At 57.9% G+C, this 22,787-nt stretch carries 14 protein-coding genes and 2 pseudogenes; 5 read left to right on the top strand and 11 right to left on the bottom strand.

Annotation, left to right across the window (positions count from 1 at the left end; translation table 11 throughout):
* Nucleotides 1–46: 46 nt before the first annotated feature.
* Genes NPS56_RS01070 through NPS56_RS01060 form a run of 3 tightly spaced genes read right to left on the bottom strand, consistent with a single transcriptional unit; the run spans nucleotide 47 to nucleotide 2,842 of the window.
* Entirely contained in the window at nucleotides 47–1,123 is a 1,077-nt protein-coding gene (locus NPS56_RS01070) for an alpha/beta fold hydrolase (protein ID WP_274073067.1), read from the bottom strand.
* Nucleotides 1,107–1,511, bottom strand: a complete 405-nt coding sequence (locus tag NPS56_RS01065) for a hypothetical protein (RefSeq protein WP_274073066.1) — start codon at nucleotides 1,509–1,511, stop codon at nucleotides 1,107–1,109. The genes NPS56_RS01070 and NPS56_RS01065 overlap by 17 nt, the downstream gene beginning before the upstream one ends.
* Before the next feature lie 14 nt (nucleotides 1,512–1,525).
* Nucleotides 1,526–2,842, bottom strand: coding sequence for an alpha/beta hydrolase (locus NPS56_RS01060; RefSeq protein WP_274073065.1), 1,317 nt, complete (start codon nucleotides 2,840–2,842; stop codon nucleotides 1,526–1,528).
* A 258-nt stretch (nucleotides 2,843–3,100) separates the two neighbouring features.
* Here NPS56_RS01060 and NPS56_RS01055 point away from each other — a divergent pair, with 258 nt between their 5' ends.
* Entirely contained in the window at nucleotides 3,101–4,669 is a 1,569-nt protein-coding gene (locus NPS56_RS01055) for an arylsulfatase (RefSeq protein ID WP_274073064.1), read from the top strand.
* A gap of 278 nt (nucleotides 4,670–4,947) precedes the next feature.
* On the opposite strand, the pseudogene NPS56_RS01050 reads toward NPS56_RS01055, so the two are convergent.
* Nucleotides 4,948–6,340: pseudogene (locus NPS56_RS01050) on the bottom strand (transposase).
* A gap of 559 nt (nucleotides 6,341–6,899) precedes the next feature.
* Between NPS56_RS01050 and NPS56_RS01045 the strand changes: the two are divergent.
* Both NPS56_RS01045 and NPS56_RS01040 read left to right on the top strand, forming a co-directional pair.
* Entirely contained in the window at nucleotides 6,900–10,868 is a 3,969-nt protein-coding gene (locus NPS56_RS01045) for an autotransporter outer membrane beta-barrel domain-containing protein (protein ID WP_274073063.1), read from the top strand.
* A 393-nt stretch (nucleotides 10,869–11,261) separates the two neighbouring features.
* On the top strand, nucleotides 11,262–12,809 hold the full coding sequence (locus tag NPS56_RS01040) for a class I adenylate-forming enzyme family protein (protein WP_274073062.1): 1,548 nt from the start codon (nucleotides 11,262–11,264) through the stop codon (nucleotides 12,807–12,809).
* A gap of 278 nt (nucleotides 12,810–13,087) precedes the next feature.
* Here NPS56_RS01040 and NPS56_RS01035 read toward each other — a convergent pair.
* From NPS56_RS01035 to NPS56_RS01010, 6 genes and pseudogenes are all read right to left on the bottom strand, one after another.
* Nucleotides 13,088–13,162 (bottom strand): annotated as a pseudogene (locus NPS56_RS01035) (integrase); the annotation flags it as partial.
* A gap of 160 nt (nucleotides 13,163–13,322) precedes the next feature.
* Nucleotides 13,323–14,279: an agmatinase gene (gene speB / locus NPS56_RS01030; RefSeq protein ID WP_274073061.1), complete on the bottom strand. Its 957-nt coding sequence runs from the start codon at nucleotides 14,277–14,279 to the stop codon at nucleotides 13,323–13,325.
* 145 nt (nucleotides 14,280–14,424) lie between these two features.
* Entirely contained in the window at nucleotides 14,425–16,134 is a 1,710-nt protein-coding gene (locus NPS56_RS01025) for an amidase (RefSeq protein WP_274073060.1), read from the bottom strand.
* 125 nt (nucleotides 16,135–16,259) lie between these two features.
* Nucleotides 16,260–17,549 (bottom strand): polyamine ABC transporter substrate-binding protein, encoded by a 1,290-nt coding sequence (locus NPS56_RS01020; protein WP_274073059.1) that lies wholly within the window; start codon nucleotides 17,547–17,549, stop codon nucleotides 16,260–16,262.
* A 320-nt stretch (nucleotides 17,550–17,869) separates the two neighbouring features.
* Nucleotides 17,870–18,382: an agmatine deiminase family protein gene (locus NPS56_RS01015; RefSeq protein WP_274073058.1), complete on the bottom strand. Its 513-nt coding sequence runs from the start codon at nucleotides 18,380–18,382 to the stop codon at nucleotides 17,870–17,872.
* Between the two features lie 7 nt (nucleotides 18,383–18,389).
* Entirely contained in the window at nucleotides 18,390–19,070 is a 681-nt protein-coding gene (locus NPS56_RS01010) for an agmatine deiminase family protein (protein WP_274073057.1), read from the bottom strand.
* Between the two features lie 250 nt (nucleotides 19,071–19,320).
* On the opposite strand from NPS56_RS01010, the gene NPS56_RS01005 reads away from it, so the two are divergent.
* Entirely contained in the window at nucleotides 19,321–20,223 is a 903-nt protein-coding gene (locus NPS56_RS01005) for a LysR substrate-binding domain-containing protein (RefSeq protein ID WP_274073056.1), read from the top strand.
* Nucleotides 20,224–20,601: 378 nt separating this feature from the next.
* On the opposite strand, the gene NPS56_RS01000 is transcribed toward NPS56_RS01005, so the two are convergent.
* On the bottom strand, nucleotides 20,602–20,835 hold the full coding sequence (locus tag NPS56_RS01000; protein ID WP_274073055.1) for a BPSL0761 family protein: 234 nt from the start codon (nucleotides 20,833–20,835) through the stop codon (nucleotides 20,602–20,604).
* Between the two features lie 683 nt (nucleotides 20,836–21,518).
* Between NPS56_RS01000 and NPS56_RS00990 the strand changes: the two genes are divergently transcribed.
* Nucleotides 21,519–22,286 (top strand): SIR2 family NAD-dependent protein deacylase, encoded by a 768-nt coding sequence (locus NPS56_RS00990; RefSeq protein ID WP_274073054.1) that lies wholly within the window; start codon nucleotides 21,519–21,521, stop codon nucleotides 22,284–22,286.
* Nucleotides 22,287–22,787 lie beyond the last annotated feature (501 nt).

The following is a 22,787-nucleotide window of genomic DNA, read 5'->3' as shown; positions in this document are numbered from 1 at the left end:
GCGCCCCACACTCCATGGGGGGGGAATCCCCCCCATGAGCCTGCCCCTAAACGGACCGCCCTCCTAACCAATGATCAAGCTTGGGCCACATCCGCTTGACCGCAGCCGGCCCCGCCACCAGGCTGACATGGCCGCCCGGAAGCATCAGCTCTTCCTTGTCATGTGAACCCACACGAGCGACCAAAGGCTGCGCGCAATCGGGCGGAACCAGTGAGTCGTATTGCGCGATGATGTGCAGCAGCGAAGTCCGGATGTTTTTCAGATCAACCTCTTGGCCACCGATGCGCAAGCCACCTTCGTACAGCGAATTCTTTAGCCCGAACTCTTGGTGGACCTGCCGGAAATATTCACCGGGAAGCGGCAGCGTCTCGTCATTGAAACGCGCCATCATGCGGTAACCTCTGACGTAGTCGTCGTTCCACATGTTGTCCCAAAGCCGGGCCTGACCGGCGATGCGACCTGCAGGACGATGCAGCTCAATAGCCCTGATGATGGTCTCTGGCGGGACAAGGCCCGCTGCATCGATCAAGCGCTCGGCCTTGAAGTGACATTGCTTAGCCAGGGGCATCTTCGTCCAGTCGATGGGCGTTGTGAAACACACCAGGTTCTTCAGAGGGCCGCCGGGATGCAGCGCAGCGTAAAGCGTCGAAAGGACGCCACCCATGCAGTAGCCAATCAGCGTGACATCGTCCACACCCGAGTTCTGCTGCACGCGACGAATACAATCGGGAATGAAGTCGAGCACGTAGTGCTCAAGCTTCAGATGGACCTCTTCCCGGCTCGGCGCATTCCAGTCCATGACATAGACGTCGTAACCCTTTGCGAGCAGAAACTCGATCAGGCTCTGCCCCTTCGTCAGGTCAAAAATGGCCGCCTTGCTGGTCGTCGCCATGACAAACAGCAACGGCACGCGATAAATTTCCTCCGATGTCGCGTGATAGTGGTACAGGCACAAGGTGCCGCGACGGTGAATGAGTGTCTTGGGCGTCAAGCCCACCGCTGGCGGCGGAGTGCTCAAATACTCGAGACCTTTGAGGCCACGCTGGACCATCATGCCGAGCTCTGAACGTAGCCTGTCGGTCAACGACATCTCAACGATCTTACTGTCATGCGGCCGGCTCATTGACACCTCCTGTCTTTCTTTTACGCTTGGACGCCGGCTTAAGCGGTGCCGGACGCGCCTGAGCCAATGGGCGACGCGTGCGTGGCGGTTGCGGTGCAATCGCGGTACCGGTTGGCGCAGGAAGCAATTGATCGAGCTTGTCCTCCACTCGCCGTAAAGATGCTGCCAGGGCGTCTACCTCGGCGCGGCTGGGCAGGCCCATGCGCTTGTGCAAGCGTTCCAGCGATGTCTGCGACAGGTGCTGCAGCCCGAGGGTGACCCTGGAATATTGATCGATCACCGAGCCCAGTTCTTTCGAGTCGATGTTACGAGCGGCCAGGGCATTGACGCTGTTTTCGAACCGGGTAATAGCCTCACGATACAATTTGAACGGATCTGGTAATGCCACGACGTATTCCTCGATCAAGGTTTTACAGTAAAGTTTTTCTCTGTCGGCCAGGTTTGACGCGCAGCCAGCCGGTCCAGACCGGATATGGCTTTGCGCCGGATAATTACGGTGGGTATCAGCCACGGCCTGATCAACAGCCGGCAGGCACCGGCCGCTTTTGGCGATAGCAGACGCAGCAAGGTGATACCCCATCGCTCAGTGATAACCCAGGTGGTCAAGGTGGAGGTTGCGAACTCGTCGGCGGTGGCGCGCAGGCGCGACTGTCTGCGTGGCCCTCTGTCGGCGATCTCGATCGTCCTGTCCGCAGCCGGATGCCGGGCGAACACGGTTGTCAGCGCATTGCCGATGCGTTGCAAGGCGTCGCGGCTGGCACTGTTGACCGAATCAAAATTGAGGAATCCGTGGAACTGCCCCCTGTAGTGCAACAGTTCCACCGGCACGTCGGCTGCACGCAGGCGAGCGGCATAGTCCAGGCCATCGTCGCGGATCGGATCGAAACCGGCACTGACGACGACTGCCGGCGCCAAGCCACGCATGTCCGGGCTGCGGCGTGGGGAATACCAAGGATCCAGCAGGTCCAGGGTGTCGAGCGAAGGGGCCAGGGTCTGCTCGATCCATTGCACCGCGTGATCGGTCAACAGCGCTCGCCCGAATGCGTTCTCCGCGTAGGAAGGGAATTTCTCCACCAGTTCGGTGGCCGGATAAACCAGCACTTGCAGGCTCGGTGACGGGCCGCCGCGACGCAGGCTTTCCTGGGCAACGGCAGCACAGAGATTGCCACCCGCCGAATCGCCCCCCATCGCCAGGCGAGTCGTATCGATACCCAATTGGGCGCCGCTCTTTGCCATCCATTCGAATGCCGCAAGGGCATCGGCGCGGCCCGCAGACAGATCGTGTTCCGGCCCCAGGCGATAGCGAACGGCAACGACAATACAGTTGGCGGCCAGCGCAATGCTGCGGCAGATGCCATCGGCAGTATCCAGGTCGCCGATGATGAACCCGCCACCGAAAAACCACATGAACGCAGGCCGCAGTTGCTGCGCATTGTCAGGTTTGAAGATGCGCAGGGCGATTTCGCCACCCGGTCCGTCGATCATCTGCTCGGTTACAGAACCCACCGGAGGATTGCGCGCGAGAGCCAGCGCCGCCAATCGCCAGCCCAGGCGCAGTTTGGGCAGCGAGTAGTCTTCTGCTCGGCGCAGGCACATGGAGAGGTTGGCCAAGCGCAGGAATGCACGCGCCTCACGGTCGGGTTGATGGGCGCGCAACACGCGAGGCATACCGATTGCCGATCGCTCAGGGTGCACCTTTGGGGGTTTTTCGTTTTTCATTGCCACTCCATTCGCAGGGAATCCGTATACCGCGCATAAGCAACAGCTTACTGAGCGCCACGGTTGCGGTGGCTACCCTCAATGGGGGGTAAAGCAAACCAGCCATCGGTTATCGAAGTCGAAAAACTCAATTGGAGTACCGTAAAAACGGTGTTCGTTTTTCACTTGTCTGGTCGCATTGACGCGAGTGCCCTTGAGTTAGTGCAGCCTCACAAGGTTGGTGGTCAACCTCAAATCAAGTTTAAGGGAGCAGCAAATATGACCCGTAAACGCAAGTGGCTAAAGGGATATGCGCTGATGGTCGTCTCGGTGATGGCTATTTCGGCAACTGTCGCAGCCGCGGAAAAACCCAACATTCTGGTGATCTTCGGCGACGACGTTGGCCAGACCAACATCAGCGCCTATTCCATGGGAGTGGTGGGTTACAAGACGCCAAACATCGACCGTATTGCCAAGGAAGGCATGATGTTTACCGACTACTATGCGGAGAACAGTTGCACCGCAGGACGCTCTTCATTCATTACGGGACAGACGCCGTTGCGTACCGGCCTCACCAAAGTAGGTATGCCAGGTTCGACTGTCGGCCTGCAAAAGCGCGACATCACCATCGCCCAGGCCCTGAAGTCACAAGGTTATGCCACCGGCCAGTTCGGCAAGAATCACCTCGGTGACCGTGACGAATACCTGCCAACTGCACACGGATTCGACGAATTCTTTGGCAACCTCTACCACCTCAACGCAGAAGAAGAACCGGAGCGTCCCTATTGGCCTAAGGATGATGCCGAGTTCGTCAAGGCTGCCTCTCCTCGCGGGGTGATCCACAGCTTCGCCGACGGCAAGATTGAAGACACCGGCTCTCTCACCGCCAAGCGCATGGAAACCATCGACGACGAAACCACCGCCGCTGCGCAGGCTTTCATCGAGAAGCAGGCCAAGGCCGACAAACCTTTCTTTGTCTGGATGAATACCACCCGGATGCACGCGTATACCCACGTGCGCGATTCGATGCAGGGTCAAAGCGGCATGCCCGGCAACGAATATGCCGATGGCATGCTCGAGCACGATGGCGACATCGGCAAGCTGCTGAAAACCCTCGACGACCTGAATATCGCCGACAACACCATCGTCGTCTACACCACCGACAATGGCCCGAACCAGTTCGGCTGGCCGGACGCCGCAACCACGCCCTTCCGCAATGAGAAGAACTCCAACTGGGAAGGCGCATTCCGGGTGCCGGCGATGATCCGCTGGCCGGGCAAGATCAAACCGGGAGAGGTCTCGAACGAGATATTCTCGGGACTTGACTGGTTTCCGACCTTGATGGCTGCCGCCGGCGATACCAGTGTGAAAGACAAGTTACTCAAGGGTTGGGCGCCGGTTTCCGGCGACACCAATTTCAAGGTGCACCTGGACGGCTATAACCAACTTCCGTATCTGACTGGTCAGCAGCCCAAGGGCGACCGCAAGGAGTTCTACTACTTCAACGACGACGGCGTGCTGGTTTCCATGCGTTATGGCAACTGGAAAGCGGTCTTCTGCGAACAGCGTGAACCGGGTGGTTTCAAAGTCTGGAGTGAACCCTTCGTGTGCCTTAGGGTGCCGAAAATCTTCAATTTGCGCATGGACCCCTTTGAACGTGCAGACGTGGTATCAGATCAATATTATGACTGGTCCACCAAGAATGTTTATCTGACTGAAATTGCCGTTATGAAATCGGCTGCGTTCTTACAGACCTTCATCGACTATCCACCGAGCCAAAAACCAGCCAGCTTCAGCATCGATCAGATCCGTGCCGCAGTAGATGCGAAAATTTATGAAAAAAAATGAAATGGCTAACTGATCAATCAGTGTATCGCCCACATGGTGTGGGCGGTAATTTTGACGACACACAACTTTTTATGATCGTCGCGATCAAAATAATCCTTTGACGATTGTCCACTTGGGTCGATAGAAGTTCTTCGAGAAGGGCAGCTATCGGCCGATTCTGTTGAAAAAGTCGGATTTTCAGCTGACCTGAACTCAGGCACTACCATCGCCTAAAAACCGACTCACCACATTGAGTGGCATCTCGGCCCTTCGTTGACCGTTGCTGCTCAGTGAGTGGGTTAATTTGAGGTTTTTTGCTGAGTGCAGGCGCACCTATCCCGTGGCAGGTGGCCTTGAGATGTAAATTTAGCCAGCCGTCGCAGGTTCTGTACCGCTGCGGCCAGCGTGAATTCATCAGTCGCGCCACCCATGCCACGTAGTCTCAGGCGATCCAGTTTCAGGATGCGCTTGAGGTGGGCAAACAACATTTCGACCTTCTTACGTCCGTGGCGAGAGCGCACGTACGCAGGTGTCGTTGCGATTCGCCGAGCCACATCGCGCGCGGCTTCATGGATGCTGCGGGCGATCTTGCGGAACGCAGTGTTCGGGCAGCACTTGGCTTTCATCGGACAGGCAATGCAGTCGGCCTGCCGGAATCGGAAGATGATGGTGTTGGCTTTGGTGACGTGCGAACGTTCGTACTTGAAGGCTCGTCATTGGCTGCACAATACGTTGCCGGCTGGACAGCGGTATTCCTCGGCCTCTTTTTCCGATGGAAATCGCTGCTCGAAAAACTGTCGTTTTTACGCTCGGTTTTGTCCCACAGCGCCGCATGCGGCTCGATGTCCTTTTCCTCTACCATCCCTGCCAGCATCGGCGCGGCCGTAAGCTGTATCGCCAATAAAGCGTTCCGGCTTGACGTCGAACTGAGCTTCGACCCGATTGATCATGATCTTTGTGCTCTCGACCTCCGCCGTGCGATGAGCAGGTGTGGGTTTCACATCCACAATGACGTCGTGCTCGGTATGGGTCAGATAATTCGTGGGCTAGGCATAAAACGTTGGGCTACCTGGAGCTGCGGTCCAGCGGGCTTGAAGATTAGGCGCTTCGGCAGCGATTCGGCCAAAGCCTCTTCATCGAGCGCCTCAAGATACTTACGTACAGCGCGAGTGCTCGGGGCCGGATCGTTCCAGTTGACCTGTTCGTTACCCGGTACACCGCGCTGCCGGCTGGCATCCGCTTTGATGATGCTGGCGTCCACGGCAAAGCCTTCGCCCTTGACCAGGCCGGCTTCCATGCAACGACGCAGCACTTCATTGAACAGCCAGCGAACAGATCGCTGTCCCGAAAACCGCCGTGTCTATTTTTGGAAAAGGTCGAGTGATTGGGGACTTCATCTTCGAGGCTTAACCGGCAGAACCAGCGATACGCCAGGTTCAAATGGGCTTCTTCGCACAGCCGACGCTCTGAGCGAATGCCGTAGCAATAGCCCACGATCAGCATGCGGATCATCAACTCAGGGTCAATTGAAGGACGCCCAATTGGGCTGTAAAAATCGGCGAGGTAATGGCGCAAGTCGCTCAGATCGAGACACCGATCAATGCTACGCAGATGTTGATTGGCGGGGATGTGGTCTTCAAGGTTGAACGAATAAAACAGCCGTTCCTGTCCACTCGATAACTGTCCCATCATGCTGCGTGCTTCCCTGCTGGCCAATGCAGAGATTTTGCCGCAGGCTATGCAGGGCGGCTACTTTTTTCAACAAAATCGGCCATAAGCTGACCTTCAAGATGTCTGATACGGCAACGTTAGATAACGCTTATAGCATCAGAAATATCGTCTACGCTTGATTTGGATCCAGCCGTACAAACCAAACAATGGAAACATCCCAAAGTTTCCTCAAGCGTCTTGCCTGCCCGCGACCTTACTTGCCGCCGTATTCCAGGGAATGGACACTTTTGAGGGATGCACGACATTCTTTTTCGAGAACTCGCGAAGGAAATTGACTGCCATGACTCAGCACTGGAATACGTCCGATTCATTCACCCGTTTCCCCTTGGCAATGGCGCCGCTCCCCAGATTGCCACGCGACTCGGAATTTAGCAGTGCTATCCATCCCTTCCTTGCGAAAAGCCCGGGATGCGGTGTCTCTCCTGAATGGCGCCTGCGGCTGAAGATCGCGGCCGCGGTGGCACTGCTGGGTGGTGTGGTCGCGCCCGCGTGGTCCGCGGGTATCTGCCCTGCGCCCGCGGTGGCCGCTAACACTGATTGCACGGTTCCACCCGGCACCATCGTCAATGTCACTCCCGCTGGGGCCATCGGTCTAAACGCCAGTGGTACCTTGGGGCAGATCACCGCTGATGGCATTACCCTCAATCTCGGGGCCGCCACCACCACAGGCGCACTGGCACTGCAAGGCGCCGCCATCAGTTTTAATTCAAGCACCGTCAGTACCACCTCCATTGGCGCCGCCGCCACCGGACAAACCGGATTACGCGCTTCCGGTGCAGGCAGCAATACCTCCGCGACCGGCGCCACCCTCGACCTGACACCCGCCTCAGGCACCTCGCTGAACATGCGTGGCGCCACCGCTGACAATGGCGGCGTGCTGACGCTGAACGGCACCACAGTGCTGGTGACGGGCGGCGCCAATGGCACGGGCAACTACGGTCTGGTGGCGACCGGAACGGGTAGCCAGCTCAACTTTTCCGGTGGCTCGGCCAGTACCAGTTCCCGCGGGGCGTTCGGGGTGTTGGCCGAAAGCGGCGGCGTGGTCAATTTATCCAACGGCGCACAGATCACCGCCGCCGGGGCGCAGAACACCACCACGCTTGCCGGCAGCCATGCCCTGTACGCGACCGGAGCCGGCAGCCAGATCATTGCCACAGGCATCGCGGCCAGCACCTCCGGCACCAACGCCTCAGCAGCGCTGGCCGACGCCGGTGCTACCCTGGTCCTGACCAGCAGTTCGTTCATCAACTCTGGGGCCGCCAACATAGACAGCACACCAAACGCCGGGGTGCGGGCAGTCAACGGTGGCAAGATCGTGATGAGCGGAGCCGGCAGCACGATCACCACAACGGGCGTGCGTGGCTTTGGTCTTTCCGTTGAGGGCGCCGGTTCCCAGGCGCAAGTGGCGGACACAGCCATCCAGTTGGCGGGCAGCCGCGCATTCGGGATTTCCATCAAGGCCGGAGGCAGTGCGCAGGTCAACAACAGCAGCGTCGCGCTCAATGGCGTCACCGGACCTTTTTCACCCACTGTGCAGGTAGAGGGTGTTGGCTCGACCTTGACGATGACCAACAGCAGTGTCAGCACCACGACCCCCACCGTCGCCGTCGGCGTGACGGCGCGCGATGGCGCAAACCTCACCATCAGCGACAGCTCGATCACCACGACCGGCCCGAACTCCGCAGCACTGGCCGCCAGTGGTCTGGCGGCCTCGCCTGGCTCGGTGACCGCGAACAACGTGACAATCAATACCAGCGGTGACGATAACGCCATGGGCGCGATCGCGGATTTGCACGGCTCGATTACGCTCAACGGTGGCACGATCACCACCACTGGCAACCGGGTCAGGCCGTCGTCCTACGCCCATGGCCTTGGCGCACGCAATCCCGGCGGCACCCTGATTGCCAACGGTACCGTGGTCAATACTTCAGGGCTATCCGCCATGGGCGCCTGGTCCGACGATGGAGGTAACTCGACCCTCAATGACGTCAGGATCACCACATCGGGTGAATCGGGCATAGGGGTATTTGCGATCGCGGAACAGGTCGGCACTCAGTTCAGTGCCAACACCACGGCCAACCGCACCACCGTGCAAACCAGTGGCCTGAATGCCCACGGCGCACAGGCGCAATCGCGCAATGACCAGCCCGTTGATGTCGCCACGGTCACCTTGAATGACACGTCGATTACAACCCTGGGCACCGGTGCCGCAGGCCTTCGCGCCGTGCTCGAGGATTACGGCACGACGCCCACCGGTCGTGGGCAAGCCGATGTGGTGGCCAACCGCACCACGGTACTGACCCAGGGCGTGGGTGCGCATGGTGCGTTTTCCCGCGATAATCCCACCTCGGTGACGATCAACCAGAGTTCAATCCAGACCAACGGCGCGACCGCCCATGGTGCTGTCGCGGTCATCGGCGGTCGCATCAATGGCACCGACTCGACGGTGGTGGCCAGCGGTGCCAACTCAATGGCGCTCTATGCCTTGGGCATCCCCGCGGCGGTCTCCACGGCCGACTTCACTCGCAGCACCTTGAACAACAGCAGCGGCCCGATCATCGGTATCGCCGGCGATGCCAACGTGGCCCTGACCGACTCGACCGCGACGGGTGCAAGTGAGTGGCTGCGCGTGGGCACACTCAATGACTTTCCCCTACTGGCTACTGCGCATCCACCCCTGACCGGCCCCGAGGATTTCCCGGATGAACTCACCGGAGACTTGCCGCCGTTGCAATCTGCGCCGATCACCGCCCCTGCCCCACCCGTGACGCCCGGCCTTGCCACTATCAACCTCTCTGGATCAACTGTGGTGGGCTCGGCCTTCACGGCGCCCGGAAGCGTTTCCAACCTGACGCTGAGCAACAACAGCGTCTGGCGCATAACGGGCAATTCCAATCTGACCAACCTGGTCAATGACCCCAGCCTGATCGATTTCTCTGGCCCGACGGGCGGGGTATTCAAGACCCTCACCGTCAACAATTACAGCGGTGATGGCGTCATTGCGCTCCATACGTTCCTGGAGGGAGACGGCTCACCTTCAGACAAACTGGTGATCGATGGCGGCACCGCGACGCCGCTGGCCGCCGGCAACACGGCGTTGCTCATCCGCAATGCCAGAGATGCCAGCGGGGTGTTGGGGCGAGGCGCGTTGACCACCGGCAACGGCATCCTGGTGGTGGATACGTTGAACGGCGGTACCACCGCGACCAACGCCTTCCGCCTGGGTGGCCGCGCCATTGCCGGTCCCTACGAATACACGCTGCAACGTTCAAGCGTGGATGCCAGCAATGGCGAAGCGTGGTACCTGCGTTCCACTGCCGAGCCTGTTCCGCCCACGCCACCCGTACCACCCGTACCACCCGTACCACCCTTACCACCCTTACCACCCGTACCACCGGATGATGGACCCGTACCACCTGTTCCGCCCGAGCCGCCAACGCCGGCGCCTGCGCCACCGGTGCCGAGCTTCCGTGCGGAAACCTCGTTGTACGGCGCCATTCCCGCCATGGCGCTGGTCTATACCCGTGGCATGATCGACACCCTGCACGAGCGGGTTGCCGAAGAGCGCCGCATGCCCACCGACCCGTTGCCCAAGGAACATGAAGAAACCTACGGCCCGTCGCTGGGTTGGGGGCGGATGATTTTCCGCAATGGCGAGCGCGAGAGCAGCCATGATGGCCCGTTTGGCGATTCCCCGGCCTATGACTATGACATGCAGGCGTTCCAGGTCGGTCTCGATCTGTATCGCGGCGAGGACACCGACGGTAGCCACGATCAGGCGGGCCTGTCCTTGGCCGTCGGCAAGATTGACGGCGGCGTCGAACACTACACCGGCTTTGGCGCCGGCAATGACGTCTTGCGCGCCTACAGCCTGGGCGGTTACTGGACGCACTTCGGCCCCGACGGCGGGTACGTCGACGGCGTGCTGCAATTGCACCGTTTCGACATCGAGGCCAAGCCGGGTGACATTGATGAGCTGGACACCAAAGGCTGGGGTTACTCCGCCTCCCTGGAAACCGGTTATCCGTTCTTGGTGGATGAGGGCGATGAGCAACACAAGAACGAAAACCTGTACCTCGAACCACAAGCCCAGGTGATCTATTCGCATATCGATCTGGATGACAGCGATGACGTCGCTGCCGACGTGCGTTTCAGGGATGTCGACTCACTAATCGGTCGCCTTGGCGTGCGCCTGGCCAAGGACTGGTTCCGCGAGACCGACAAGGGCGAGGTTCTGCGCACCAATGGCTGGCTGCGCCCCAGCGTCTGGCATGAGTTCAAGGGGCAGCCCAAGACCGAATTCTCATCGGCCGACGGCTTCGTACCTTTCGAGGGAGATATTGGTGGGAGTTGGTGGGAAGCCAACCTGGGCGTTGATTACCAGGCCGACAAGAAAGTCACGCTATTTGTCTCCGCGGGGTATTCGAAATCGTTCGATGGCGACAGCCACAGCTACGAGGGCATGCTAGGCGTCAAATACGACTTCTGAATCTACCGTGGTCGAGTAACCTGGGTCGCTTTTTATGCAGTCCGGCTGTCGCCGAAGCTTTTACACAGCCTGGGTCAACACTTGCCCTGCACGACAGGCAGAAATCAGCTGTGGCTTCAATCGATCAAGCAAAACCACTCACCCGCTTCCGAGTCCGACGACACCTTCAAACTGACGTGTCGTTGGACGTGCCATCTAGCGACCGTTACGCATGGGCTTAGCCCCCCTTTAACCCCTCCTCGCGGGGGGGATGGGCTAACAATCCCGGAAATAAGATGATGGCAGCATGCCCTCTGCCTGACTCAGCGTGCTGTTTACTTCGGCCAATAACAAAATCAATGTCACGCGGACCGGCCAATGCGCAAGATACCGGCAAATCCAGGGAGAAGTTCAATGACAAATCAAGCCATGGGCAAAATGCTGGTTGGTCAAATACTTAGCAATGCTGCGATTCGATTTCCCGAACGGAAGTCCTTTATCTGCTCTTCAACAGGGCGAAACTTTAGTTTCGATCAGACCAACCAGCGCTGCAATCGCCTCGCCAACGGCCTCAGCGATATTGGCCTGCGTAAAGGCGACCGGGTAGCCTTCCTGAGCAGTAATCGCGCAGAGATGGTGGAGATCTATTTCGCGCTAGCTAAAAACGGGATGGTTGGCTTGCCGCTCAACTACCGCCTAGCGCCCTTGGAAATAATTGAACTTATGCGTGCCGTTGGCGCTGTCGCGTTGATAGCAGAACGCCGTTTCAGCGATACACTGGCGCCATTGTTGGTCGATCTGCCGCAAGTCGTACATTACGTAAGCTTCGGCGATGGCAATGCCCTTGGCACTGACTATGAGGCATTGCTGGCGCGCTCCTCCATCAGTGAGCCGAAGGTCGATATCAAAGAAGACGAGCCGTTCTATTTCAATCTCACCTCGGGCACAACCGGCCTACCCAAATGCTATGTTATCAATCACTACAACTGCACCGCCGGTAACAGCATTTTTACCAGTTTCGACCTGACCAGTCGCGACGTTGCACTGACTGTGTTCCCGATGTTTGGCCGGATCGGTTTCGGTTGGGCAATTATCTCGATACAGCTTGGTCTATGTAATGTGCTAGCCAATTTCGAAAGCCGAACCGTGCTGCGCCTCATCGACGAGCAAGGCGTCACCGTGGTGAATGTGGTGCCAACCATGGCGGCGATGTTGCTGGCGTGCCCCAGCCTGGCGAGCCGCCACCTGACCTCGCTGCGGGCGCTGGTGTTCGCCGGCTCATCATTGCCCGAATCGATTCGCGAAAGCGTTCAGCTGAAACTCTGCCCAAACGTGTACGAGTATTACGGCATGCAGGAGACCGGCGCGCTGACATTGAGTACCCCTGAAGACCGCCAGCGCAACCCGGCGTCTGCCGGCCGTCAGGTATTGTTTTCGGAATTACGCATCGTTGACGCACAAGGATGCGACCTTCTTTCCGGTCAGCCTGGGGAAATTTACGGTCGTTCGCCTAATTCGGTAACCGCCTATTACGACAGTCCGGCGAAAACAGCGGAAACTTTTCAGGATGGTTGGGTCCATACCGGCGATATCGGCTATCTCGATGACGAGGGATACCTGTTCGTCAGCGGCCGGCTAAAGGAAGTCATTGTGACGGGAGGTCAAAACGTTCACGCCGCAGAGATCGAAGACCTGATCCTAACCTTCGCAGGTGTCGCTGACTGCGCAGTGATCGGCTTGCCCGACCCGTTGTGGGGTGAAACGGTGACGGCGGTAGTGGTGCCAAAAGATGAGCCCCTCGACGACGAGGCCTTGATCAAGTTCTGCCATGCCCGCCTGGCCGGCTTCAAGACGCCCAAGACAGTCCTGCAACAAAACGACCCATTGCCACGCACACCAACCGGTAAAGTACAGAAATTCCGCCTTGTCGAACGTTACTCAAAAACCGTCACAACAAACTAAACACTACCAGTGCGCCAGATAGTTCGGATTTACAGTGCACAAGACATCAAGGAGCCGAAGCTCTTTGATGTTGTAGACGTTGAACCTGATATATCGCAAACAGTCCGCCTCCTCCTTTTTTTAAGACATCCCTTGTGGGTCGTTTACTGCCCAAAGCGACAGCTAACAAGGGCCAAATATTATTGTTCTCCAAAATATGCTCTCGGGAGACACCCAAGGTGTCTATTGCACTGTCAAGCCTCAATTGCTTCTGATGCAATAAATCTCCAACCGCAGTGCCGGAGCGGGGCTTTCTGCCCGACAAGCTTTCCCTTGTTCCAAGGCTGATGGCGGGATCTAGTAGCGGTATTCATGGCGTGTCCTCCATGTTGATGGAGGATAAGGGTGGATCAGTCAGAACGAGCGGGGGTCGCAGTTCGACCCTAAGCGGCCGGTGGGGGCAGGCAGAAACCGACCAGTTGCTGTCATGACAGCAACTGGTCGAAAATGTCTGTAGCTGTCCAGACCACTGGTTTACAGCTTATGCCGCGCGGCATATAGGCAGATCATTTCCATCGCCAACGCGGCCCCGGCAAGCGCAGTAATCTCGGCGTGGTCATATGGCGGTGCTACCTCCACCACGTCCATGCCAATCAGGTTGATACCGCGCAGACCTCGCAGAATGGCCAAGGCCTGATGGCTCGATAGTCCACCGCAGACCGGCGTCCCCGTGCCAGGGGCAAATGCCGGGTCGAGGCAGTCGATATCGAAGGTGAGATAGACCGGATGGTCGCCAACGCGCGCCCGGATAATTTCTGCCAGTTCCTTGGTAGAGCGATCATGTACTTCACTGGCATTCAACACCTGAAAGCCCATGACGTCGTCATTGGTCGTGCGCTGGCCAATCTGGATGGACCGTGCAGGATCAATCAGCCCTTCGCGGACGGCGTGATAAAACATCGAGCCGTGGTCGATACGCTTGTCCTCGCCGTCGGACTCCAGGTCATGGTGCGCATCGAAATGGATCAACGACAGCGGACCATACTTGGCCGCGTGGGCTTGCAGCAGCGGATAGCTGATGAAGTGATCGCCGCCCAGGGTCAGCATCGCAGTACCCGCCGCCAGAATCCGCTCGGCATGGGCCCTGATCGCTGCAGGGGTCTGCTCCGGGGTGCCGTAATCGAAGTAGCAATCGCCATAATCGACACAAGCCAGCAGATCGAATGGGTCAAATTCCCAAGGCCAGTGACGTGCCCAGGCTGACTGCACCGATGCCTCGCGGATGGCCCGTGGTCCGAAGCGGCTGCCCGGTCGATTGCTGGTCGCGGTATCGAACGGGATGCCGCTAATGGCGATATCAACGCCACGCAAATCGCGGGTGTAGCGACGCCGCATAAAGCTGGTGATACCACCGTAGGTCGGTTCACCCTCGGTGCCATACAGGCTGTCACGTGTCATCGCCTGATCGATTATCGAATTGTCATTTAGCATGGGATTCTCAATGCGGGTTACTGAAGCTGACCCAGACATGCATACGCTCACGCAGTGCTCGCTGGGGTAGAGGTTAGTTTTTGTTGCTCGAGCTTGCCGTGACCGGGCTGGATTGGCGTTTGTCGCGCCAGCCCCATTGCGGTTTTCAGCTGCCTGGCAAGGGTGGGGTTCGCACCGGGATCAAGCGCTTTGATCCGGTGGCCTCAAACGCCGACGCCAGGCGCAGCAGCGCTGAGTCGTCGTAGGCGCGCCCAGCAAACGTCAGGCCGACGGGCATGCCGATGTCCGGCATCACACCCATCGGCACGGTGACCGTTGGCACGCCGAGGTGACGGATGGCCAAGTTGCCGTTGGCGACCCATATGCCGTTGCTCCAGGCGATATCCGCCGATTGCGGATCGACATCGGCATTCGCCGGGCCCACGTCGGCGACTGCCGGGAAGATCACAGCGTCGAGCTCCAGCCGATCCATCCACTCCTCAAGATCGATACGCCGGGTCTGCTCCAGCCCGCGCAGGCCATCGGGTAGTGTGGTGATCTGATCCCACGGGGTGATGCCACGCTCGGCCATGCGCACGTATTCTTCCATGCCAATGGCCGCGCCATCTTCACGGTCAGGCAGAGCGCCTGGGGCGTGCGGAAAAATCTGCGGGCCGTCGACGTCAGCCAGACGGTTTAGTTTGGGATCGTCGTTGGCTTGCAGGAAGTCATCGAACGCCCAGACGGTCAGGTCCCACAGTTCGTGATGGAGGAACTCTCTGGACACCAGGCCGCGGGTTAACACCGTCGGCGCTCCAGGTCGATCACCCTCGCAATTGGAGACCAGCGGGAAGTCTGTCTCAACCACTTCTGCACCGGCCGCTTCCAGAGTCTTTCGTGCGTTTTCCCAGAGGGCGATCACCGAGGCACGGGTGTTGATCCGCTGGCCTGTCGCCCACCCGATACCCGGCGCTTCGCTGGTGCCCACGTCGGGGTCGGAGTTGATGTACATGCGCGGTACGCCCAAGCGCTTGCCGGCGAGTGCGGCGGGCCTAGCAGCCAGTTCCAAGTAGGAGGCAGGACGCACCGAGGCGACGCTGGGGATCGCCACCCAAGGTTGCAAGCGCCATAGGTCGCCACGTTTGTCGGCGTCTTCGGCCACCACCACGTCGAGCACTTCGAGCAGGTCGGCCATGGTCCTGGCATAAGGCACGACCACATCCATGGTGGGCGTCAGTGGCCAGTTGCCGCGCACCGAGATCACCCCGCGCGACGGTGTATAGGCGCACAGACCATTGTTTGAGGCCGGCCCGCGGCCGCTCGACCAGGTTTCTTCAGCAAGGCCGAAGGCGGCGAAACTGGCAGCGGTGGCCGTACCTGCGCCGTTGGAGGAACCCGAGGCGAAGGGTGCAGTGAGATAGTCCGCGTTGTACGGGCTCTCGGCACGGCCATACACGCCGCGCTGCATGCCGCCATTGGCCATGGGCGGCATATTGGTCTTGCCCAGGCAGATCGCACCGGCGCCGCGCAAGCGCTCTATGGTGAATGCATCGCGATAGGCAACCAGGTCCTTGAAGGCCGGGCTGCCGGACGCCGCGGTCAGACCTTTAACCAGATAGCTGTCCTTGGCTGTATAGGGAATACCATCGAGCGGACCGAGGGTCTCGCCAAGGGCACGACGGGCGTCGCAGGCCTGCGCTTCTTCAAGCGCATTCGGGTTGCGCACCACCACCGCGTTGAGGGCGGTGGGCGTCTCGGGGCCGTCATAGGCGTCGATCCGCGCGAGATAAGCCTGGACCAGTTCAACCGAGGTGGTCTGACCAGCTTCGAGGGCTGCGCGCAACTCGGCAATGGAAACTTCGGTTACTTCAATCATGCTGTTACCACTGGCTACTGGGTCTGCAAGGTGACTTGATTGGCGCAGCGTGCTAGTGAAACCGCATCGGCCATGAACCTGGCTCCGTTGGGCCTCACTGACGCAACGCAACTTACTTTTAGCTTTTAGGTTCCCGACTTGAGCTTGGTCCATGCACGGGTGCGAGCGCGTTCTGCACTAGACGGCAGTGGCACCAGCGCGAAGAGGGACTCCTGGACGTCGGCGGAGGGATAGAGATTGGGGTTGTTGCGGATTTCCGGGTTGACCAGAGCAGTGGCGTCCTTGTTCGGGTTGGGATAACCGACGAAGTCGCTGATCGGGGCAATCACCTGCGGTTGCAGCAGGTAGTTGATAAAGGCATGGGCATCTTCCGGGTTCTTCGCATCCTTAGGGATGGCCAGCACGTCGAACCAGACCGGTGCGCCTTCCTTGGGCAAGTGCATGTCCACCACCACGCCGTTACCGGCCTCCTTGGCGCGATTGGCCGCCTGGGAGAAACTGCCGGAGTAACCCACGGCCACGCAGATGTCACCATTGGCGATATCGGTCATGTATTTTGAAGAGTGAAAGTAGGCGACGTTGGGGCGGATCTTTTTCAGCAGTTCTTCGGCCTTCGCGTAGTCTTTGGCCTCAGTGCTGTTGGGCGGCAGGCCCAGGTAATGGAGGGCGATGGGGATCATATCCGTCGGCGAATCGAGCAGGGCCACGCCGCACTGCTTGAGCTTGGCAATGTTCTCTTCCTTGAAGATCAGATCCCAGCTGTCCACCGGCGCGTTTTCGCCGAGCGCAGCCTTGACCTTGGCCGGGTTAAAACCGATCAGTACGGTTCCGTACAAATAAGGCACGGCGAAACGGTTACCCGGATCGTTGGCTTCGATCAGCTTCATCAGTTGCGGGTCCAGATGCTTCCAGTTGGGTAGCTTGCTGCGGTCAAGTGGCTGGAACGCGTTGGCCTGAATTTGCTTGGCGAGAAAACTGTCGGATGGCACCACCACGTCATAACCGGAATTGCCGGTGAGCAGTTTGGCCTCCAGGGTTTCGTTGCTGTCGAAGATGTCGTAGACCAGCTTTGCGCCATTCTCCTTCTTGAAGTTGTCCAAGGTCGGCGGCGCGACGTAGTCGAACCAGTTGTAGACACGCAGCGTGCGCTCTTCCGCATGAGCGTTAGCGCTCAGCAGGCCCAGGCTGCAGATCGTAGCGAGGAGCGAACGGGGGAGTTGATGCTTGATCAATTTCTCACAGCTTTGGGAAATGGTGCCCAATCGTTTGGCTGCCAGCGCCGGGCCTGCAAGCATCGTCAGAGCTTTCAGCAGGATGGCACGCAGGCTACCGACTCCAACGCGGGCGGTGCTCCAGGACACCGTGTCCGCTCCCATATCGATTTTTTGCCACGGCTGTTGCTGCTTGTACTTCATAGGACCACCTTTTGAATTATTGTCTTTGGCCTAGCTTCGGATGAATTGTTGCGGCGGCTTTAATCACAATCAATCTATATGAATTGCAATTAAATCAAGCAAAAAAAATAAACGATAGGGGTTCTCGCAAATGTCTCCTGCGCTTCTTGCAGGCGGTGACGGGATGCACCAGGCAGCGGCAGGCACAAACGCGGGCACGTCATCTTTTGGATTAGGCGGTGATTCCCCACGCAGGCTGGATCAGCCGAACTGGCCCAACCCTGCGAGGGAAAGCCGTCTGGCTATTGCTTGCGTCTCATAGGCGGCAATTCTTTTCAGAGCTAACCGACACTTGGAATGTGTTGGGTGATGCAATGCACACCACCTCCGTTGTTGGCAAGGATGGTGCCATCGACACCCACGACTGGCCGTCCCGGAAAAATTTTCCGGAAGAGATTCAAGGCAGTCTCATCTGCAGGAGTGCCTGAAGTAGGAACCACGATGCCGACGTTGGATTTGTAGAAGTTGATGTAGCTGAAGTTCTCCACCGTCAGGCCTGACACCTTGAATGTTGGCTGAACGGGCATCTTGGTAATCTTGAAGGGGCGCCCCTTTGCATCGGTGCTTTGTTGCAGCACTGCCAGGTTTGCCGCCATCCTTGGCACGTTGGGGTTGCTTGGGTCCGACGGGTAATTCAATAACAGATGGGCTGGCTCGATGTAGGTAGTAACAAGGTCGACATGCCCATCGGTAGCGGCAGCGCCGTCGTCGCCGTACACCCCATACGGCAGCCAGATCATTTTGGTCGCGTTATAGGCACGCAGCAGCACGGTCTCGATCTGAGCCTTGGTCATGCTCGGATTACGATTGGGATTGAGCAAACACTGTTCGGTGGTAATGAGCGTGCCCCTGTCCATCGGTAATCACCGCGCCACCTTCAAAGACCATATTCACTGGTGATTTAGGCACGTTCAGCGTGGCGCACACGCCAGTGGGCAATTGATCATCCAGGGTGGCCGACCATCTGTTACCCCAGCCGTTGAAAATGAAATCTCGTCCCAGCATGTCGTGTCCTGATGGGCTCAGCGCGATGACTGGCGCGGTATCACGCGTCCAGCAATCGTTGTATGGATTCTCGATGACAGTAACGTTAGGGTCGCATCGCTTGCGTACAACCTCGGTATAGCCGGTCATCGCCATCATCAAGACCGGCTCGAACTGCGCAATGGCATTCGCTACATTGATGACAGAATCTTGCATGGGTTTGAGCTGATCCTTGTAGCTTTTGTCATAGGGGTACGCCATCAACACGCTCTGGTGAGGCTCCCACTCTGCGGGCACCCGAAAGCCATCCGAGGCAGGGTTGGACTCCGCCGCTCGAGCCAAGCGTCCAAGACCTGACGTACCGATGGCCGTTGCAGTAATAGCCACCAACACGCCTGTATTAAAACTGCGCCTTCCCGGGTTCGTAGGCCCCTCCATTGCGGCTTGATCCGCTGTCAACGGCTCTGTTGCCAACTGAATGTCTTGTTCTTGATCCATGTAACGAGTCCCCCAGGTTATCCAGCCAGATATCTCATTTACCAAGGCACACGAGCGAAACAGGTAGAGGTGCACCGAGCCCACCCCTCATCGCTTATTTGCCACGCCGTTATTGCCTGCGCTTCGTAGGGCCACCTATTGAATTGTTGTCTTTAGCCTCCCTCCGCTGAATCTTTGCGGTTGCTGAAGGCGTAATCAACCTATATAAATTGCCAACAAAAAAGGCAGAAAAACTAAATGGTAGACCCGTATGCCCTTGCCTCCGCTCCATGCGTTTCGAGTATTTGAATGTGTTGCAAGGCTGGGCCATGTCGGCGCTGCAGCCGCTGAACTGCATGTGACTGCGGGCGCCGTCAGCCAGCAAATCAGAGCCTTGCAAGGTTCACTTGGCATCAAACTGTTCTATAAGCAGGGGCGCCACCTAGTGCTGACGGAGCGTGGTTTGGCACTACAACGTTCGGTAGCGCGAGGCATCGGCGAAATCACTGAAGGGGTGCGACAGATCTGCGAGGCGGATTTCCAAGAGCCGACGGCGAAAGTCTTGACCATTTCGACAGAGCCGGTTTTTGGCGCGGCCTGGCTGATGCCGAAGTTGTTCACCTTTCGTGCAGAGCATCCGCATATTCATCTGCGCGTCATTACTGCCGACGACATCAGCGAGGTGGACTGGCGCAGGGCTGATGTTGCTGTGCTCTATGACGCCCCGATCTGGGATGGTTTCTGGTGGCGACCATTGCAGAACCTGCACATGTTTCCGGTTTGCTGCCCGCAATTGCTGCGCGGTCCCCACGCGCTTAAGCAACCCTCAGACCTGATTCACCATCGTCTTTTGCATGAAGATGACGGCACTCAATGGCGGCGCTGGTTGCTTGAGGCTCGCCTGCCCTATCCGGGCGATGCCGATGTCCATCTGGAAGACCTCGGCATTGCCTTGCAGGCCGCTCGCGATGGCTATGGTGTTGCACTCAGCGATGAGATCAACTCGTCACGCGACCTAGATGAGGGACGCCTGGTGCAACCCTTTGCACTGAAGGTGCCGACAGGGATGGATTATTTCTGCATCTGCAACGAGGAGAGTCGCGATATCCCTGAGATAGCTTTGCTCATCGATTGGCTGATCGAGCAGGCAAAGATAGTCCCGGCCTACCCGTAAGCGTTGTTGGGGCGGTTTAACGCTCACGGGGCTCAGCACAAAGCTGAATGACCTCTGGATGGAGTCTTGAACTGCTGGTTTTGGCCGATTTCTGCCTGCCGCGAAGGGCAGCAGTTGGCCGACTTTCGCCTGTCATAGCGGGCAACTCGGCTGGGCCCTACGCATCGGCCAGCGTACGCCCAAACAAGACTGCACGTCGATCAGCCCGTCTTGCTTTCTCAAACCTTTGATTTCGCCCCGCCAGCGCGATTATTGTTGATGTTGTACGGGTGCAATAACATGGCCTGTATCGCGCTACGAAATCGCCCACCGCGCTCAGTTCGATGCGCAGTAATTCACCAAAGGCCGTGGGCAGACGCTGCCTGCCGTGATGGGCCCCTACCAGTCTTCAGTTGAGGAGCAAAAAACGGGGCCAAATGTACCTATCCCTATTTTTTTTGCTTGCTCTTCAATTCGGCCAGCCTGCAGCACATCGTGCTTAGTGGGGAAGTGGCGTAAAAGAAAATGAGCGTTTTTTCTAACACGTTCGGGCACTTCTGTGTCGCGAGCAAGCTCCGTCAGGAAATCATGAGTTTGTGCGACGGACCTGCTCCGTTCGAATGGCATCGTCATTTAAGCCTCCACGCGTTGAAGTCGTCAGTTCAAGACAAGCGATCAGCTTCGCCGCCTTATTTCACAGGTGTAGTCCCGCTACGAAGTTTCTACCGCTGTTGCTTTACCTTCAATACCCATAAATTCAGAAGGTGACGGCGCAATCCGAATTCCCCATGAGGCACTGCAAGAGCTGGATGCCGGCGACACTATGTGCCTGATAGAAGAACTCGTCGGCCACTCGCGCTGCCCTAAATCGAATAGTCGTACTCGCTGAAGCCTGGGATAGCGGCCAGCTTGGCATCGCCGATGTAAAACAAAGCACCGTGATGCGCGTCCTTGAAGCAGTCAAGGAAGGCCAATTGAGAATAACCCGCCAGGGCACATCAACTGAAGATATGATGTCAAGCCGGGTTCAAGCCCGAAAGAGCGAAAGCCACCAAAGCTCTAACCACGGCTTTTATAGTCGATTATAGAGCGATTATAGAGCGATTATAGAGCGATTATAGAGCGATTATAGAGCGATTATAGAATGGTGCCCTCAGCCATCCTCGTCAGTACGAGACTCTATTCAACCTGTCTTGGACGCATAATATTAGATAGGTAAATTGAGCCGGGCTATAACCCGAAAGAGCAATAGCCAAAGTAGCTTTAACTCTCCTACCCAAGCTTAAGCAGTGCAGGCCACACTCAGGAATTTCCGAATGAGCGATAAACATAAAGCCTCCGAAGCTTTGCGAGCCGCTACAAAGGTGGTGTTTTTTACCGGCGCGGGCATTTCCGCTGAGAGCGGGATACCCACGTTCCGTGACAAGCTCACAGGACTCTGGGAAAAATATGATCCTCAGCGCTTAGAAACCGCTGAAGCGTTCCGTGAGAATCCGGCTTTGGTGTGGGGCTGGTATCTATGGCGACGGCATCAAGTAAGCCAGGCCAATCCAAATGCTGCTCATTTCGCGGTGTCTCGTTTCGCTAGCACCGGCCGCCGGGTAGCGGTGGTAACTCAGAATATTGATGACCTGCATGAACGCGCCGGCTCAGTAGATGTAGTGCACTTGCACGGAAGCCTGGCACAGCCGAAGTGCTTTGCCTGCCATCGAAGCGCAGAACTGACACCAGAGCAAGCTGCCGTCTCCAATGTAGGAGAGCTGATTGAGCCACCGCGCTGTAAACGATGCAATGGAAGGCTGCGACCCGGCGTAGTGTGGTTCAAGGAGGATTTGCCGGTCGGCGCCTGGAAAGCAGCAATGAGTGTGGTCAAAGACTGCGACGTCTTAGTCTCGGTTGGGACCTCAGGCGTCGTTATGCCAGCGGCAGACATTCCTGAAATCGCATTGGCCGCCGGGGCGACCGTGATTCATGTGAACCTGATGGATGTGGCGCTCGGTGGGCCGAACGAGCTCATGCTGATCGGAAACGCGGCTGAGGTACTGCCCACTTTATTCGGTTCTATCGGTATTCCGGAAGCGTAAGAACCGCTACCTCATCGCTAGCGCCTTCCAACGGGCCGAAGACTTCACTAACGCTGCTGATGAGTCCGCGGGTGGTGGTCCGCAAAACTATCGCCACGATCCCACACGCCGTGGCGGCACACTCACCTCTGCGTCGCGATCTGCACTTCATACAAAGTTGCTATTCCCCATAAGCACTCGCTTCAAAAAATAATTCGCTACGATTGGGACGCAGCTCCTCTGTCTGCAACGGAGAGACAAGATCGCCCGTTGTACCAAAAAGCTTTGCACCCGGTACCTACCCTCTTCTTGCCTAGGTCGTCAGCAGAATGTGCAATAGGATCAGTTTGTAAGCTCGCCCCAGCATCCTCTGAGCGAGGTTAGCTTTATGAGCGATGACAACAAGTGTTCGAAGAGCTCCAGCGTTGAGGAGATACTCGAGGTCAAACGAAGAGCCAGGGATAGGCAGGTAGGAGCGGTGTACGCGGCCGATCAAGAAACCCTTGAACGGACGGCCGAGTT

The organism is Pseudomonas putida (genome assembly GCF_028682635.1).
Classification (GTDB): Bacteria; Pseudomonadota; Gammaproteobacteria; order Pseudomonadales; family Pseudomonadaceae; genus Aquipseudomonas; species Aquipseudomonas putida_AE.
Note: the sequence above shows the minus strand (reverse complement) of the source record. Positions and strands in the feature narration are given on the sequence as shown.